This is a genomic window from Blastopirellula sp. J2-11, from assembly GCF_024584705.1.
Lineage (GTDB): Bacteria > Planctomycetota > Planctomycetia > Pirellulales > Pirellulaceae > Blastopirellula.
Genome location: NZ_CP097384.1, coordinates 4,750,782 through 4,768,304 on the forward strand (window position 1 = coordinate 4,750,782; position 17,523 = coordinate 4,768,304).

Sequence of the window (17,523 nt, forward strand, 5' to 3'; positions counted from 1 at the left end):
TCCTGGGGCGGAGGCTTTAAGCTCGTGCCATTCGGGTCTGACCCCATTTTTCTGCTGGCCTCCCTTTTTCTACTGCGTTACATCCGCGGCCGCTTATTCTTTTGCCGGCGGAAACAGTTGTTGCTTGAGGAAGGTGAACGCCATCGCGGTCATGAACGCAGACTGGCGATTGTTGGCGGCGCCGCCGTGTCCTCCTTCGATGTTTTCGTAGTAGAGAACATCTTTGCCCCACGCTTCCATCTTGGCGAACATCTTCCGCGCGTGGCCAGGATGGACGCGATCGTCACGCGTTGATGTGGTAAAGAAAACAGTCGGATAGTCGACGTCTGCTTTCACGTTGTGGTACGGCGAATAGGTTCGGATAAACTCCCATTCTTCCGGCACATCAGGATTGCCATATTCGGCCATCCAAGAAGCGCCCGCCAACAGATGGCTGTACCGTTTCATGTCGAGCAGCGGAACCTGACAGACGGCCGCTTTAAACAGGTCCGGATACAAAGCGACCATGTTGCCAACCAACAGACCGCCGTTCGATCCCCCTTGAATCCCCAAATGCTCGGTCGAAGTCACTTTACGATCGATCAGATCTTGCGCGACCGCGGCGAAATCTTCATACGCTTTTAAACGCTTCTCCTTCAGCGCCGCTTGGTGCCAACGGGGACCATATTCGCCGCCGCCGCGGATGTTGGCGACGACATAAACGCCTCCTTGCGTCGACCAGGCGCGGCCCACGGTAGCGCGATAGCCTGGTTGCAGCGAGACTTCAAATCCACCGTAACCATACAGCAGCGTCGGATTGCCGCCGTCGTACTTCATCTCGTCGCGGTAAAGCATGAAGTACGGAATCTGCGTGCCGTCTTTGCTCGTCGCGAAGTGCTGCGTCACTTTCAAACCGGTCGCATCGAAAAACTCCGGCATCGACTTCAACACTTCCGGCTCTTTGCCGACTTCGCCCATGTAAAGCGTGGTCGGCGTCAGATAGTCAGTCGAGGTCATGAAATAGTCGTTCGACTCATCGGGGTCGACCGGCGAAACGCTGACCTTGCCTAAAGTCGGAGCGCCGACCAGCGGGGTTTTCGTCCAACTGCCGTCGGCTTCCGCTTTCATCACCAATAGCTTGCTCGCGACATCCTCCAGCACGTTCAGCAGCAAATAGTCTTTCGTAAAGCTGTAGCCTGACAAAGCGCTGCGATCATTCGGCTCGAACAAAACTGTAAACTCACGTTTGCCCGCCATGAAGTCGTCAAAGTTGGCGACGATCAACGAACCAGCCGCGTAGGTTTTGTCGCCGACGGTCCATGCGTCTCGTAGTTCCAGCGTTAGATAGTCGCGATGAACTCCCTTTCCGGCCGAGTTCGGCGCTTCGATCTGGGCGAGCGAGCCGTCTTCTTTCAGCAGATAAATCTCGTTGTTATAGAACGCGATCGCACGACGGACAAAGTTCCGCTCATATCCAGGCGTATTGTCATGCGAAGCGCTGATCGATAAATCGGTTAACGCTCCCTCGTACACGACCTTGGCCTCTTCCAGCTTCACGCCGCGCGTCCAAAGCTTGGCGATCCGCGGATAGCCGGAACTCGTCAGCGAGCCGGGACCAAAATCGGTCGAGATGAAGACATGGTCGATGTCGATCCAGCTCATCCCTCCCTTCGCTTCCGGACGATTGAATCCATCTTCGACAAATTTACGCGTCGTCAGATCAAACTCACGTGTGACATCGGCGTCGGCGCCGCCGCGCGACATGCTGAGCAAACAGCGCGTGTAATCGGGACGCAGCAGTTGAGCGCCGCTCCAAACCCAGTTTTCGTTCTCGGCTTTGGCAAGTTCGTCCAGGTCGAGCAGAACTTCCCACTGGGGCTCCTCTTTTTTGTATTCGTCAAGCGTGGTTCGTCGCCAGACTCCCCGTTCGTTCTTTTCGTCGCGCCAGAAGTTGTAGTAGAAATCGCCCCGCTTGCGGACGAAGGGAATTCGCTCGTTGGAATCAAAAATCGCCAGCAAATCGTCGCGCAGCTGCTCGAAGCTGGGATCGCTTTCCAGCTTGGCCTGCGACAGTGCGTTTCGTGCTCGCACCCAATCAAGCGCCTGTTCGCCTTCGACATCTTCTAGCCACGCATAGGGGTCCGTTTCGCTGCTCACGCTTTCCGCCTTCGTACTTTCTTCGCCGCTCACCACAGCCAGGGGAGCCGTTATCAAAATCAACCAGGTACACGCGGCGCCAACCGCAATTCGCAACATCATATCGAGAATTTCCTGTTTCGACTGCGACGGTCTAAGTGACCCGAGGATCGTCCAGAGCGAACGACATCCCCCAATCTTAGCCCACGCGGCAAGGTTGGGTCTTCCGCAAATCGGCGGAAACATCGCCGAGAATTTTTGATTTTTCGGGGATCGCGCCCCAGCGCTGCAGAAAAACTGGCCTGCCGGTGAGAAAACGTCCTACCTCCAAGAAGCTAACGGCGCCAAACTGGTCGAGTCGGCTTCGAACGAGACGCTTGGGGCCTGGAAAAATTGTCTCTTGACGAAGCGTACGACATGGGCGTCGAATAGGCAACAACCGAGGAATCAATACGCGCGCTGGTCAGCCAAAAGAGCCAACGGACGAAACCGTAGGCCAAGCCTTGGCCTGTCGTAGCAAAACAGTCCCCAAACTAACACTCAGAAAAACGGGGGAATTTGGTGGCAAAAAACTCAGCAGTCCGGTCCGGTCCAACCCTGTCCGATCCGATCCAACCTTGTCCGATCCGATCCAAGCTTGTCCGATCCGATCCAAGCTTGTCCGATCCGATCCAACCTTGTCCGATCCGATCCAACCTTGTCCGATCCGATCCAACCCTGTCCGATCCGATCCAACCCTGTCCGATCCGATCCAACCTTGTCCGATCCGATCCAACCTTGTCCGATCCGATCCAACCTTGTCCGATCCGATCCAACCCTGTCCGATCCGATCCAACCTTGTCCGATCCGATCCAACCTTGTCCGATCCGATCCAACCTTGTCCGATCCGATCCAACCCTGTCCGATCCGATCCAACCCTGTCCGATCCGATCCAACCTTGTCCGATCCGATCCAACCTTGTCCGATCCGATCCAACCTTGTCCGATCCGATCCAACCCTGTCCGATCCGATCCAACCTTGTCCGATCCGATCCAACCTTGTCCGATCCGATCCAACCTTGTCCGATCCGATCCAACCTTGTCCGATCCGATCCAACCTTGTCCGATCCGATCCAACCCTGTCCGATCCGATCCAACCTTGTCCGATCCGGTCCAACCCTGTCCTATCGGGCCTTCATCATTTGAAAGGGAGGCTATATTCCCTCGGCTTGCGCACTCGGGCTTGTATTGGATTGGTTCAGTTCAACCCGCTGGACGAAAAAAAAATGACGAGGTCCGGTCTAAGGATGTCTCGTCGAACAAGCAGCTCAGCCCAGCACTCTTTTCAGCCCGGACGGATGTTCTGCTCTAGCGGCGCGGCATGCGCATCCGTTTGTTCAAATAATCGGCGAACATGCCGGCCATATCCTCACGCGTATCGACCAGCACATGATCGCAGCCGTTCCGCAGCGCGATCTCCTCCAACTGGGCGTTGAAAGCGCCGACCGCTTCGAGATAGGCGGTGCGCAGATCTTCTGGCTGGGCCAGATATTGCTCGGCGACTTCCAGGCCGACAAACCGGACCATGCCATCCATATCGAAATAGAGTTCGTCATGGTGCATCACTTGAAAGAGAACTACTTCGTGCTTGCTAAACCGGAGACGCTGTATCGCCGCTTCCACCGATTCCAAATCACCGAAAAAGTCGCTGAAGATCATCACGATCTCGCGGCGCTGCATCCGTTCGGCCAACTCGCTTAGACACTGGGCCAGGTTGGTCTTTTCGATCGCCTCGACTTCATCCAAGTGTTGCGTCATACGCACCACTTGATGCATCGAGTTGCTCGCGCGAATGTGCCCGCGGATGTGGGTATCGAACGTCGCGAGCGAAACTTTGTCACTTTGGCGCACGATGCTATGTCCTAAGACGGTCGCCATACGCGACGCATACAGCAGCTTTTGTTCGTCTCCTTCGCCGTAACGCATCGACGAACTGATATCGAGCAGCAGATGGCACGTAAAGTTCGTCTCCATCTCGTACTGCTTGATGAAGTACTTGTCGCGTGTGAAATAGATGCGCCAGTCGATATGCTTCGGATCGTCGCCGGGGACATACTCGCGATGCCCAGCAAATTCGACGGCGAAACCAGATGCAGGCGAACGATGCGCGCCGGCAAGGTTTCCCATCACCAGGCCGCGCGGTTCAATGCTGCGACCGGCGACGCGGCTCAGGACTTCAGGATCGAGATAACGTGCTAAAACGCTACTGGACATCGCTAGGCTTTCGGCAAACTACGCGGCGGGACGTTCATACTTTTTGTCGGCGGGAATCGCTTCTAACAGCATGCCGATCAAATCTTCGCTCGACAGGTTGTTCGCCTGGGCGGCGTAGTTGCCGGCGATGCGATGTCGCAACGCCGGTTTGGCGACCGCTTGCACATCGGCGACGCTGGCATGATACCGTCCGTACAAAATAGCGCGAGCTTTCGCACAGGTAACCAGCGTAAGCAATCCACGCGGACCGGCGCCCCAAGCAACCCATTTGTTGACAAAGTCCGGCGCTTCCGGCTGACCGGTGCGCGTTGCGCGAATCAGCGCCCATGCGTAACCAAGAACTTGATCGCTGACCGGCACGCGGCGAACCAAGTTTTGGAACTCTTGGATCTCGGCGCCGCTGACGCACGGTTCGATCTTCCCCATTTGATTAGTAGTGACGCGACGCGCGATATCCCATTCTTCGGCGCCGCTTGGATAATCGACCTTGATATGCAACAGAAAGCGATCCAACTGCGCTTCAGGCAGCGGATAGGTCCCTTCCTGTTCTAGCGGGTTTTGCGTCGCCAAGACGAAGAACGGATCAGGCAACTTATGCACGGAACCGCCGGCGCTGACTTGACGCTCTTGCATCGCTTCCAGCATCGCCGCTTGCGTCTTGGGAGGCGTTCGGTTGATTTCGTCCGCCAACAAGAGGTTTGCGAATAACGGTCCCGGCAAAAACTTGTAGCCGCGTTGACGCGTTTCGGGATCTTCCTGAATTACTTCGGTGCCAGTCACATCGCTCGGCATCAGGTCCGGCGTAAATTGAATCCGCTTGAACGTCAGATGCAGTGCGTCCGAGAGCGAGCTAATCAACAACGTTTTAGCCAAACCCGGCACGCCTTCCAGCAGCGCGTGTCCGCGAGCGAACATCGCCACGAGGACTTGTTCGACGACATCGTTCTGCCCGACGATCACTTTGGCTAGTTCATCACGAATCCGTCCGTACGCTTGTTCGCACCGCTGCACGGCGGCGACGTCGTCTTGCGAAATCGGTTCGCTGCTCATCGAAGGCTCCTCAAAATGGAGGCGAGAAAATCGCCGTTGGATATGTATTTTCGTTCCGGTTTTTGTTAGTCGATGTTCTCAAAATAACGGCGGAGCCGCTGCTCGTACCCGCGCGGCGGTTCACGCCGAGCGCCAGCTTGAATCGCTTTTTGCAGTCCCGGAGGAAGCTTGGCGAACCATGGTTCGTTGTCGAAGCGCCGCGACTTGGCGTCGCTATCCCCAGCAGTTTCGCTTCCCCGCGAATCGCCCCCCTCTGGTTCCGGAGAAAGTGACAGCGGCATATCGGCGCCATCCTGGTTTTGCGTTTGTTCCCCTCCCTGCGAAGTTCCGCCTGCCGCGGCGACGCTTGACGTAGCGCCAGGCTGCGGTTGCTGCCCTGGTGTCGCCGCGCTGGCGGCAGCTGGCGCGGGAGCTTGCGCCGTGGGGCCATCCCCAACGCCAGGTCGCGGCGCTCCTGTCACTTGACCTGGCATCCCGCCTTGCGGCGCTGCAGGCATCGCCTGCAGCGCTTGTTGGACCGCTTGGCCGCCTGCGATCGCGTCGGCCGTCGCTTGCGGCGAGTTCGGCACCAGGCCGGTTCCTAGTTCGTTGCTAGTCGGGCCCAAGTCTTGCCCGGCGCCTGGCATCGCTTGCGATGCATCGCCGGCGGCCATTTGTTCACCGGGGCCTTGTCCCAGAGCAGGCTGCCCCAGTTGTTGATTGTGGGAAGCAGGCTGGTTTCCTTCGCCGCCGGGCGACTGACCAGACGAGTTCAACTCGGCGCCGGTTTCGCCCATCGCGAGATCGCTGGCCGGAGGCGCCTGCGCGAGTGACTGCTCGGGCAACGGCAACTGGGAAGCAGCTTCCAGGCCTTCACGAAGCGGCTGGTTAGCGACTTCCTGCTGACCTGAAATCTGCTGGGCGCCTTGTCCGGTGGCGGTTTGGGCTTCGGCAAATTGGCGCGAAGCGTTCGCAAGTTGCTGAGCTGCGGCGGCCGCAGCGGGAGAAATCGGCGGCGGAGTTTGGCCTTCCGCCGTTTCGCCCTGCGGGGGGCTCGGCATGTTTTCGGCGAGCGCATCGGCCTGGCGATCCATCTCATCACGCGCATTTTGCTGCTGCTGAGCGAGGGCCGCCAGCGCTTCGGCGATCGATTTGTCACGCGCTAACTGTTGCTCTCGCGCGGTCAGAGCGGCCGCCGCCTGTTGCAAGCTGCGCTGTGCGCTGTCGGCCGCTTGTTGCATTTCGCCGGGTGCAGGGGACGCGGGAGAATCACCCTGCGGGCTGTTCATTTCGGCGCCTTCCTGGCTGGCTTGCTCGGCCTGACGAAGCGCCGACGCGGCATTGGGATCAACGGCGCCCGCTTGCTGGGCGAGTTGATCCAACTGCGGCGTTTGTTTGACCAGATCTTTGGCCAACTGCTGGGCGGCTTGATCGATGGCGCTGGCCAACTTTTGGGCGGCGTCCCCCAGCGACTTGTCCGCTTCGGTCTGACTTTGGGCGGCGCCCTCTGATTCGCCTTGGGCGAGGCTCTTCGCGGCCGCTTCGCCTGCGTCGGCCGCTTGTTGTGCTGCGGCCGCCGCTTCGGGTGCTGCGTCAGCGGCGAGCTGCGCCGCTTCGGCGGCGAGATCGGCCGCTTTCCCTTGAGCGGCGGCATTGGGTTGCCCAGCCGGTTCGGCGGCTTTCTCCGCCGCCATTTGTTGTGCTTTGCGCTGCGCCGAAGCAAGTTGGGCGGCTGCTTCCTCGCGAGCCGCGGCCGCTTTGTTGGGATCACCGCTCAGGGTTTCCTTGGCGGCTGCAGCGGCGGCTTTCTCCGCATTTTGCAGCGCCTCGGCTATGGCGCCGTCCGTCTGTTGGGCAAGCCCTTCCGCTTCGTCGGAGACTTGCTGTTGTTGGGCGGCGGCGTCGACCGGCGAGTTCGCTTTGCCTTGACTCAGTTCAGCGGCCGCGTTGTTGGCTTCCTGCTGCATCTGGGCGAGCTTCCCGATCTCTTGGGCGAGCTGCTGCGCTTCGGCGGCGGCTGATTTCCCCTCGGCTTTCATCTGCTCCATTTGCGCGGCGGCAATCTTCTCTTGCGCCGCTTGAAGTTGCTCAAGATTTTCACCGGAAGCGGCGTTGTCGAGCGACTCTTTGACGGCTTCTTTAGTGGAGGTCGTATGCGCCAGTTGTTGGCCGGTCATCTCGGCCAACTCTTGCGCCGCTTTGCCTGCTTCTTTGCGCAGCTCGGCGGCGGCTTGCTTCAGCGATTCACCAGCGGATTGGGCGGCCTCGGCGGCTTTCTTGAGCTGCGGCGCTGACTTGTCGGGGTTCTTCGCATCGGCGGCGGAAGCCAAATCTTTCGCCGCGGAGGCAATTGCTGGTTCCGATTTTTTGAGCATCTCGGCAACTTGGGGCGCCGTCTTCTCCAGGCCGGCGGAAACGTCGTTGGCGACCTTTTTCACTTGTTCTTGCGTCACGGCCAGATCGGCCGCCGCCGCTTGCGATTCTTCGCCTGGCAGCGCGGCCGCTTCTTTCGCGTCGGCCGCGACGTCACGTTCAGCGGCGGCGGCACGTTCGAGCGCTTCGGCCGCTCGCGCCAGTTCGCCTACTTCGACCGCAAGCTGCTTCCGTTTCAAGTCGGCAAGTTGTGCGGCGGTTTCGGCCTGGGCTTTCTCAATCGCTTCCGACGCTTGTTGCATCGCTTCTTGAGCCGATTGCTGCGCCTCGGGCGACGCATCTTCTTTCGCCATCTTTAGCGCGTCCGCCGCATCAGTCGCCGCTTCCTGGGCGTCCAACAGCCGAGATTCAACCGGCGCCGGCGACGCGTCATCGGCCAAGTGCGCCAGTTCTTCCGCGACGCTCGCTTCTTTTTTTTGTGCGGCGGCAGGATCATTCATCGCGGCTTCTTCCGCAGCGGCTTGTTCTTGGGCCGTTGCTGTCAGTTTCTCTTGAAGCGCTTCCAGCTTCTGCACCTCGGCCGCTAATTCGTCAGCGCTCTTGTCGGCGTCATCTTTCGGCGCCGCCGAGTCTAACTGGTGGGCTAATTCGGCCAGCGCGCCCAAGACCTCGCTTTGATCGGCCAGCGCTTCGGCTTGATCTCCTTCAAACAGTTCGGCCACCGCGTCATGAGCGGCCGCTTTGCTCTGTTCCAATAAGGGTTGGAGCGGCTCGAAATCTTCCAACTGTTGCGCCAACTTACCCAAATCGTTTCGAACGTCTTCCTGTGCCTCAGTCAACGCGTCTGGCGTCAATTGCGTCAAGTCGGTCTCTTTGGTCGTTTCTCGCAACTCTTCCTGCTTCTTGGTGATCTGCTCGATCAGCTTACGAGCCGCGTCCCGATCGCTGCTGATCAGGCCGCGAGTCTCTTCCAGCTTTTCGAGCAGGCGTTTCAGCCCTTTGATTACTTCGGTCTGCTCTTCGCCTGCTTCGGAGTATTGCCCGGTCGAGAGATTTTTATCCGCCGTGTCGAGATGGACGCCGGTTTCCGCCGCTTTCAGAATGCGCACCCCATCGGCGGCGCCGGCTCCAACTTTGCCGCCCCACTCGGTGACATCCGTCAAATCGTGGACAAGTCGCAAAAACAGCCCCGCCACATCGCGTTGATCTTGAATCACGCCCAGCGCGATCGATTCGCGCTGCTGCATCGGCTGATCGAGCAGACCGACCGTGCGGTCGCGGGTCTTCTCTTCGATCGCGATCAGTTCGCGGACCTGCGCCGCAAGTTTGGCGATTTGCAAACGGCGATACAGACGTTGCCGTTCTGCCATGAGCGCAAGCACCACTTCGCGGATTTGATCTCGCGCTGCGTTAAAATGCTTTAACCGAGTCGGCTGATCCCCTTCTTGCGCTTGAACCAGCAATTCGACGACCATCTGCATCTCGGATCCGACCAATCCGTCGACATTGTCGCGCATCGTTTTGATTTCGACATAGACCGGCATCTTGGCCAAGCCGTTTTCTTCAAACTGACGCAGTTGGATATCAAGAATGCTGGTGACCAGATCGCGGGCCATTGCCTGGGCGCGTTCTTGGGCGATTTCGCGTCGTCGCAAGGTCGTCGAATTTAACTCTTGTGCGCCGGCCAACGATGTCGCGGTCAGCATGATCGCCGTAGCGATTGCAGTTCTTACGTATTGCCTCATCGCGCCTCTCCAATTCCGAGTTGACGTTTGATGATTTCGGTGAGTTGTTCTTCGGAACGCTGGTCCGCTTCCGAAATGGCAGCCAGCACGCCGCTTTCGTCCGATACTTCGAGCACCAGCGGTTCGCTGTTGGCGATAGCGCCTTCGCCGCGACCGCGCCAGTCGCGCGCTTCGAGGGTGACGCTCAGACGATCTCCCTTTTCCAGCATCAGCCCCGACAACGGCAAAGCGAAATCGTCGGAGTAGGGAAGCTGACTCGCTTTTAGCGGCGAGTCGAGCAATTCATACGATTCTTCGGCCAGTTCATCATCGCCCCGTTCGATTTTCAAACGCAACTGGACCGACGCAACGCCATAGTCGTCGCTCGTGCGGAACGCGATCACCGGCGTCGCCGTTGGTAGCACGACGCGATGTATGGCGCTGGCTGCGATCTGTGGAGCACGATCGTTTTTCAAACGTAAATAGCCGCGGGGAACAAACTGCGGCGACAGGCCATCTTCGTCTTGCATTTCCAACTCAAATCGAATCGGCGCCGCAACGCTTGAAAACGGCGTTTCGCCGATCGGCAACTTCCTGGCCAGTTGTTGTTTGTCGGCGGCGACCAATTCGACCGTTTCGGTCTCTTCGCCGATTGTTAAATGCAGCAGCGCCGAGGCCAGCGGCTTGCTGCTGGTCAGTTGCAAGTCGACGCGACTCCCTTCCAAAACGGCACGCTGAAGACCGCGCGCCGAGTTGTCGCTCTCTAATCCGGCGGCATATTCCGGCGGGGTGACGGACATCTCGGTCTCGATCGTCGGCAGCGGCATCACTTCAATCCGCGCCGGATCGGTCCAGGCGTCCCCGAGCGCAATTTGATAGATGGCCGGCTCCATCAGACGGGGCAACGTCGCGATAAAATCGCCTTTCGGCGAACTATCTGCGTTCGTCTCTTCCGGCAACAGGTCCAACGTCGTAGCGCCGCTCTTTCCAGAGAGCGCAAACTTTCCGCTCGCCGGCAACACGCCGCTGGCATGCACTTGCACGTCAAACGGCTGCCCAAAGCCAATCTTTACGACGGTTGTGGCGGCTTGCGCAGGATCTACATCGACGCCGCCGATGCGGAGCGACTCGATCGTCGTCTTGGTCGGGTAATGAACGTCGCTTAGCGCCAGCCGCTGCAGAAAGGTCATCACATGACGCGGCGCAAACGTGACCGTGCCGATCGCAATGACCAGAATGATGGTCGCCCAGATTGCCCGGCGACGCAGTGGGCTGCTGTCGAATCCGTCAAACACGTCGATGTCGCCGCCGAGATCGGCCACATAATCAATCACTGCCGATTCCAATTCGGGCGAACCCCACTTGGCGGCGTCCGGCGTTTCAAATTGCAGCGCGCCGACCAGATCGCTTTCGATCCCGTGACGGCGTTCGACCATCATCGCCATATCGAGCATCGTTTCGCGAGTACCCAGCCATGGCGCGGCGAAGCGGCGCCAGGCCCAGATCAACGTCACCGTCGCGATCGCCATCACGATCACGCGTTGGACGAGGTTCATCTCCAGCGCGACATCGAGTCCCAACAGGATCAACAACGCCAACAGCAGACTACCCACGATGACCGCCAGCGCACTTCCCAACCGGACGCTCCGGCGCGCCTGTCGCAGCTTTTGCAGTTGCCAACGAAGTTGATTAAGTTTGCTGCGGGTCATGCCAGATTCGCCCTCTTTCGCGAGTACCATTCACCCAACATCAAGCCGACCAGCAAGACGAACCAGAGCGGCGTCCCCCAGAGCGGTTCGTTGCGGGTCACTTCTTCGCGAACATCTTTCAATTCGATTTTGTCGAACAACGCGTCAATCTCCTGCAGTTCCACCGCAATTCCGCCGGACTGCTGGGCGATGTCGTTTTGCAAACTAACATTTCGGACGGCGCTGCGCAGTTCAGCCGATGCCCCGGTCGCCTGAAAGCGGACCTCACTGACCTTGTCGGTCACGGGGTCTTTGACGCGCACCACATATTGTCCTTGACGATTGACGGGAACGCGGATCTCAAAGCGGCCTGTTCGCAGTTCTGGAATCGTGATCTCGCGCGGCGACAAGGCGCGGCCTGAATCGTCAGGCGTTTCTAGTTCTCCTTGCAACGCTCCGCCCGCCAAAGTAGCCGCCGAAAGGGGCTCAAAATTTTCGTCGTACGCTTCGACCGAGATCAACGCTTTTTCATCCACCAAGTATTGATCCCGCTCCGCTCGCACCACAAATCGCTTTTGAGCGCCCAGCGCGTGGCTCAGTCCCAGTCGATTGATCAACTGCGACCAGAACTGGCGATAATATTTTTCGCCGTGCATGCGACGCAGACGCCACAATTCGTTGAAGCTGATATAGACCACTTCGCCGGCGCCATAGCGACGAATCGCGATCAACGGCTGCGGCGTTTTGCCATCGGCGCATAGGTCAAACGGATGCTCGGCCAGGACGGTCGCTTGCGAGTGAACCCCCTGCACCGGTTGATACCAGGGAAGCTTGCCAAGCGATTTCCAGGCGGCGATGTTCTCACGGCGATCGTTCGTATCGCCCAGTTGCATGAAGTCGGTTTGCAGTCCAAGCGGAGTCAGCCGCGGCTCAAATTCTTTGTCATCGCGCAGCGCCATCGATCCGTCGACCTTGACCGGCAACATGTCGGCCAGCGCCGTTCCGTTAAGCTGCGACGGTCCAAAGCGGGGACCAGCAATCACGACCAGTCCACCGCCAAACTGCCCGACAAACTCTTTGGTCATTTCGCAAAAGCGATCGCTGAGCGCCGACGAAGGCATGTCGCCGAGAAAGATCACGTCGTTGGCGAAAAACTCGCTCCGCTGCGGAGTAAGCGTCGGCAGAAACAGTTCGTTATTCTGTCGCACTTTGGGATCGGCGGAGCGGAGAAATGTGCGAAACCCTCGCATGCCGACCAAGCGATCCCGATGGAACACTTCTTTGACAAAGCGCCATTCCCAGGTCGGTTCGTTCTCGACAAACATCAAACGAAGATAATCGTCAATGATGTTCACCGCGCGAACGGAAGTATTGTTTTCTAGGGTCGCTTCACCGATTTGCGGCGCGACTTCGGCGATAAAGGCGAAGCGGCCAGCCTGTTCTGGCGTGAACGGCATATCGATATACATCACGCTGGAATCGAGCGTCAACGTTTCGGTTCCGACGGTGATACGCGACATCCCGGTCAGCGACTCCCCTTCCAGCGGTTCGGCATAGACGTTCACATCGACCGTTTCGCCGGTCAGCCCCGATTGATTGACCCGAACGGCGATCGTGGCCCGCTCCGCTTTTTTCATTTTCGGAGGAGGCTGCACGTCGACGGCGATATCAACCGCCGAATGGGAGCCCAAGCCGATCGTATAAATCGGAGCGCCGACTCGTTGGACCGGGCTCAGACCGCTGCGTGACTCGTTGAGCGGCGGTGCGCCTGCGTTTTGCGCGAAGTCGCTGAAGAGAAGGACGCTCGCCAAGCGACTGGTGCGATGTTGCGCCGATAAATCGTGCAGCATGTCGCCCAGCGCGGTGACGCGGCCCTCAGTCGTCAACTCGAGCGCTGCGTCCGCAAGATCGGTCGCGTCCGACTTCTCTTCTTCTCGCAACAGGCGACGCAAACGGCTCGTATTTTGACCGTCGAAAATAAAGGGCTCGATTTGAACTCCTCGCTCTGCGGCCAGCCGGGTCAACAGATTGCCAGCGGGGTTTTGCAGATAGGCTTGTAACCATTGGGCGCGCGAGGCGACCGCAGACTCAGAGGTCCCCAGCGCTGCAGAACTCCCTTGCGTCGGTAGTCCTACAACGGCGGCCAGCGCCTCACGCGTTTCGGGCAGCAAGTCGTCCGCAATCGTCATGCTTTCCGTTCCGTCGAATACGGCGTACACGACAGGCTCCGGATCATTGGTCGCAGTGACTTGCAAAATGGGATCTGCCAACGTAAAGATCAATAGCGCCAGCAGCAAGCCGCGCGCTGCGCCCAGCGCATAGCGAGCCCCGCCGCTAAGACGAGGATGAAACTTCGCATAAAACCAAAGAGACGCTGCAAATGCCGCGGCGCAGCCCAGGATCACCCAAAAGGCGTTCCCGCTGGCCCATGGCGCCGCCAGCGAAACTTGCACGTGGTCAATCGACGACGCGTTACGAATGTTCAACAGCCAGCCGAGAGTTTCGGTCATCTAGGAACGAGCCTCCTCGGATAGCGGGGTCGCATCGGTCGCAGTCGAGCGTGAGAAGAGCCGATCGACCCAACCGGGCCGCGCGATCAACAGCATCTCGATCAGCAAACAGCCGAGCGCCAGGGCAATCAAGTACTTCCACCAGTCTTGCCCGCGGATTTGAGCGCCAGCCAAACTGATCACTTCGCCAGGAGCGATCCATTTTAATTTTTCACCGAGTTCCCGCGCCTCAAAATCTTCGCGTGTTAATCGATCGATTTGCGATTCGTCCGCTTGCGGCTGGACGGCCAAGATCAAAGTTTGCGGCGGCTCGGGCGAAAGGGTCGGATCGCTGCTGAGTTGTCGCTCGCTGACTTTCAATTGATACTCGCCGCCGCGCAGCAATTGCGGCACGGTCACGCCGCGGGTTTGATCATCCAAAAAGCCGATCGGCAGTTCTTCGGAACCGTCAACGCCGGGGCGCGTTAATTCGACCATCGTCGTTGTCGACGCCGATTCCAACGGCAACGAAACTTGTGCGAGCGTCGGAAAGTTCCGCTGCGGCAAAGTCATTTCCAGCATCCCCCGCAACAAGCGATCAAAGATCAACACGGCGTTAGTGCGTGGTAAGGTATTCCACAGGTTATCAATCCCGGTCGAAACCAGCAGAACTCGGCCATCTCCGATATGGCGTTCGACCAGAAACGGCTGGTCATTGTCAAACCGGGCCAATACGCGTGGCAAGTTGCGTCGATCAAACGGCGTTTCTTGGTTCTCTATCGATTCGCCGTCTGCTGTTTTCGAAGCAACGCTTGCCGTAGTTTCTTTCTCCGTGACTTGTGAAAGTCCGGTGGTCCGCGTGACGTCATTCCGCCAGAGGAGCCAGCGATCGATCGTCATATCGTCATCGTTGACCGGTTCGTTCGCTTTGGCTCGCGCCGCTTTTTCGACCGCGGCCATCGTCGCCGCATCCACTCGCGGAATGATTGATTTGAAAAAGAGGGGCTCGGCGTAAAGATCGAGCAACTGCGAATCGGAAAGGCCCGAGAGTTGAAAGTAGGCGTTATCTTTCATGCTGTCATACGACAAGCGGAACGGTTCTAAGCGATCGACATTGGCGTCAAGCGAAACGCCAAACGGAATCGGTTCGAGCGGCGCCGGCAGAACTCCCGCCCCCTCGCGCCACGCAACTTGCGTCCAACGAGCCGGGTCAAACTCTCCACCGGCGGTGATCACCAATTGCCCCCCTTGATTCACAAATTCGGTTAGCACATCGACGGCAAACTCCGGCGGCTCGGCGATTCCGCCCACCACCGCCAGGCGTGCGTCTTCTAACAAGGCCCGCAAACTGGGAGCGTCCAAGTCTTCTAGCCGACGATGTCGGACCTGAATCAACTGGCGCTGTTCTTCGCGGCGACTGGTGACCGGCGCCAGCAAACGACGCAACGCCCAAGTCTCGCCATAACGATTGCGACGGGGATCTTCGTCCGCTTCTGACAGCGAATCCAGGAAGACAACCGGCAGAGCCGCGACGACCGACGCGACAATCGTACGTGAGTCGTCGGCCGGCAAGCGATCCGGCGGAAGCGAAACTTCGACCGCGACCGACGTGGACTTACCGGGTTCAATCGCCATGCCGTCAAACAGATATTCAAACGTGAGCTCGCGCTCGCCGTTGGGCTCGAGCGAAATCATCTGTGAGTCGACTTCTTCTCCGTTGACGCGAAAGACGACCGGCGCGTCTTCTCGCGCGGATGTGCCTGCATGCGCAACGCGAACCACAAACGTTGACGGAGTATCGACGTCGGCCAGCGCGTCTTGCAGTTCAAAATCCGAGATCCAAGTATTGGTCGCATCGTCCGTACCGACCTCGACCACCTGGAGCGAGGGAAACTGTTCCCACTGGGCAGAAGAACGAAAGTCTTCCCAGGCGCCCGCTTGTTGATCGGTAAAGAAAATCGCGCGCGGTGAAAGTTGCGGCGTTCGCGCGGCGGCGACCGCGATTTGATTGCCAACGGCGATGACATCCGCAGGGCGATCAGTCGGGTCCATCGCCGAAATAGCGGCGGCGGCGTCTTCTCGCGTTCGATAAGGATCAACGGCTGGCGTGCGGGTCGATCCGCAAGCGGCGATCACGCTGATGCGACTGCCGGGCGGAAGCTGATCAAGAAAGTCGATCGCTTGACGTTTCGCTTCGTCAAGCAAGGTTCCGTCGAGCGATTCGATCCCCATGCTCATGCTGTTGTCGATCGCCAACACGGCGTGGAGCGGCTGCGACGCGTCGAAATCGGTTGCGCCAACCGAGAGAAAAGGACGCGCAAGCGCCAGTCCAAAAAACAAGACCGCGGCGGTGCGCAAAATCATCAGCAGGATGTCGCGCAGCTGCAAGATGCGACGATTGCGTTTCATCGCTTGCTGCAAAAAGTCCATCGCTCCCCAGTGCACCGTGCGAAAGCGGCGGCGATTCATCAAGTGAATGATGATCGGCCCCGCTGCGCACAACAGCCCCGCGATCGCGAAACCGCTTGCCGTGAGTGAAGGGAGAAAATTCATCAGCGCTGCCTGTGAGACGCAAAAGGAGAGAAGTGCTAGTTCGAGTTAAACTGCTGCGACAAGCCTTCAATGCGGCCTTCCTGCAGAATCGGCAAATAGCGATTCGGCATCGCCAAGATAAAGCAACCGACCGCAGTTCCGTACAGGTCGCTGGGCATTCCGCCTAGATGGGCGCCAGCGCCCCATTTGCCATGTTCGCGAGGAGTATCGGGTCGAATGATCTGACTGCCGATGACACGATCACGAAGAATCGGATACGACTTTTTCCAATCATCGCCCCCGACCTGATACAACGCCTGACCGACGTAGTACATCGTGTAAGCGTCAAACGGCAGCTTCCCGTTGTGACGCTCCTCTTTGCCTTTCAGCTCTTCGATCTTAACGTTGATAATGTCTAGATTTTTCCGAATCCGCCAATCATCGTATTGGCCAAATTCCTGCAGACACACGACTCCGGCGGCGGCCATTGCGGTCGATGACTTTCCGCCGTTGCGCGAGTAGGTGAACTGACCCGCTCGTTTCATTTGTTCGGTTTCAGGCGCGTTGCGCGAAATTCCTTCCGGCTCGTAGTGATCACGCACGCTCGCGATCGCCATCTGAATCACCTCGGGTGGAACCTCCAAGCCGCTATCGACGGCGCTGCGCAGCGCTTTGGCTTGCATGACGGCCAGGCTCAAATCATGACCATGGTCTTGTCGACGCGCACGATAATCCCAACCCCCATCTTCGCATTGCGTATTCGCGATCAGCTTGAGTGAGCGATCAAGCACCGAGTTGATCCGTGGATCGCCGGTCATGCCGTGAGCCTGGCCCAAGACGAATGTCGCAAGCCCATGGTTGTACATATCGCGCTGCGCATCAGCGACGTTGAGCAGCCCTGACGGCTTTGCGTTGGTCAACAGATATTCGACCGCACGCTCGACGGTGCGACCATACTTGCCGCGACCGGGCGCATGGCCATCAGCAAGAAACGCCAACGCCCCCATCCCTACCAGTCCGAGATCATCTGATTCCCAATTTCCTTTCGGACCTTGGTTTTTGGCCAACCAGTCCAGCCCGCGATCGAGCGCGGCTTCGCTTTCTGGCGTCATCTCCCACTCCCCTTGCGCGGCGGCAAATTGGGGAGAGGTCGCCAAGCTGATCACGATAAGGAGCCAGCCAGCGAAAAGTTTCGGTGAGAAGGGAGAAGCTCGCACGACAAGTCCAACGATCAGGAAAAAAGTAGCTCTTTCCATGGTATGTAAGGACGTCGCAGAATCGTTACGCAGAATATTGGCCTTCTGGACCGAATCGCCGAAAA

At 58.5% G+C, this 17,523-nt stretch carries 8 protein-coding genes; all 8 read right to left on the bottom strand.

What is annotated here, in order from left to right; genetic code table 11:
- Positions 1 to 93: 93 nt before the first annotated feature.
- Positions 94 to 2,238: a prolyl oligopeptidase family serine peptidase gene (locus tag M4951_RS18755; protein WP_262023162.1), complete on the bottom strand. Its 2,145-nt coding sequence runs from the start codon at positions 2,236 to 2,238 to the stop codon at positions 94 to 96.
- 1,223 nt (positions 2,239 to 3,461) lie between these two features.
- Positions 3,462 to 4,367, bottom strand: coding sequence for a DUF58 domain-containing protein (locus tag M4951_RS18760; protein ID WP_262023163.1), 906 nt, complete (start codon positions 4,365 to 4,367; stop codon positions 3,462 to 3,464).
- An 18-nt stretch (positions 4,368 to 4,385) separates the two neighbouring features.
- Positions 4,386 to 5,417, bottom strand: a complete 1,032-nt coding sequence (locus tag M4951_RS18765) for an AAA family ATPase (RefSeq protein WP_262023164.1) — start codon at positions 5,415 to 5,417, stop codon at positions 4,386 to 4,388.
- Between the two features lie 65 nt (positions 5,418 to 5,482).
- Positions 5,483 to 9,514 (bottom strand): hypothetical protein, encoded by a 4,032-nt coding sequence (locus tag M4951_RS18770; protein ID WP_262023165.1) that lies wholly within the window; start codon positions 9,512 to 9,514, stop codon positions 5,483 to 5,485.
- Positions 9,511 to 11,202, bottom strand: coding sequence for a hypothetical protein (locus tag M4951_RS18775; protein WP_262023166.1), 1,692 nt, complete (start codon positions 11,200 to 11,202; stop codon positions 9,511 to 9,513). Before M4951_RS18775 ends, M4951_RS18770 begins: the two co-directional genes overlap by 4 nt.
- Complete coding sequence (locus M4951_RS18780; protein WP_262023167.1) at positions 11,199 to 13,691, bottom strand: hypothetical protein; 2,493 nt, start codon at positions 13,689 to 13,691, stop codon at positions 11,199 to 11,201. Before M4951_RS18780 ends, M4951_RS18775 begins: the two co-directional genes overlap by 4 nt.
- Positions 13,692 to 16,223 carry a BatA domain-containing protein gene (locus M4951_RS18785; protein WP_262023168.1) on the bottom strand — a complete coding sequence of 844 codons (2,532 nt, stop codon included), beginning with the start codon at positions 16,221 to 16,223 and terminating at the stop codon, positions 13,692 to 13,694.
- A 35-nt stretch (positions 16,224 to 16,258) separates the two neighbouring features.
- Positions 16,259 to 17,419 (bottom strand): squalene--hopene cyclase, encoded by a 1,161-nt coding sequence (locus tag M4951_RS18790; protein WP_262023169.1) that lies wholly within the window; start codon positions 17,417 to 17,419, stop codon positions 16,259 to 16,261.
- Positions 17,420 to 17,523 lie beyond the last annotated feature (104 nt).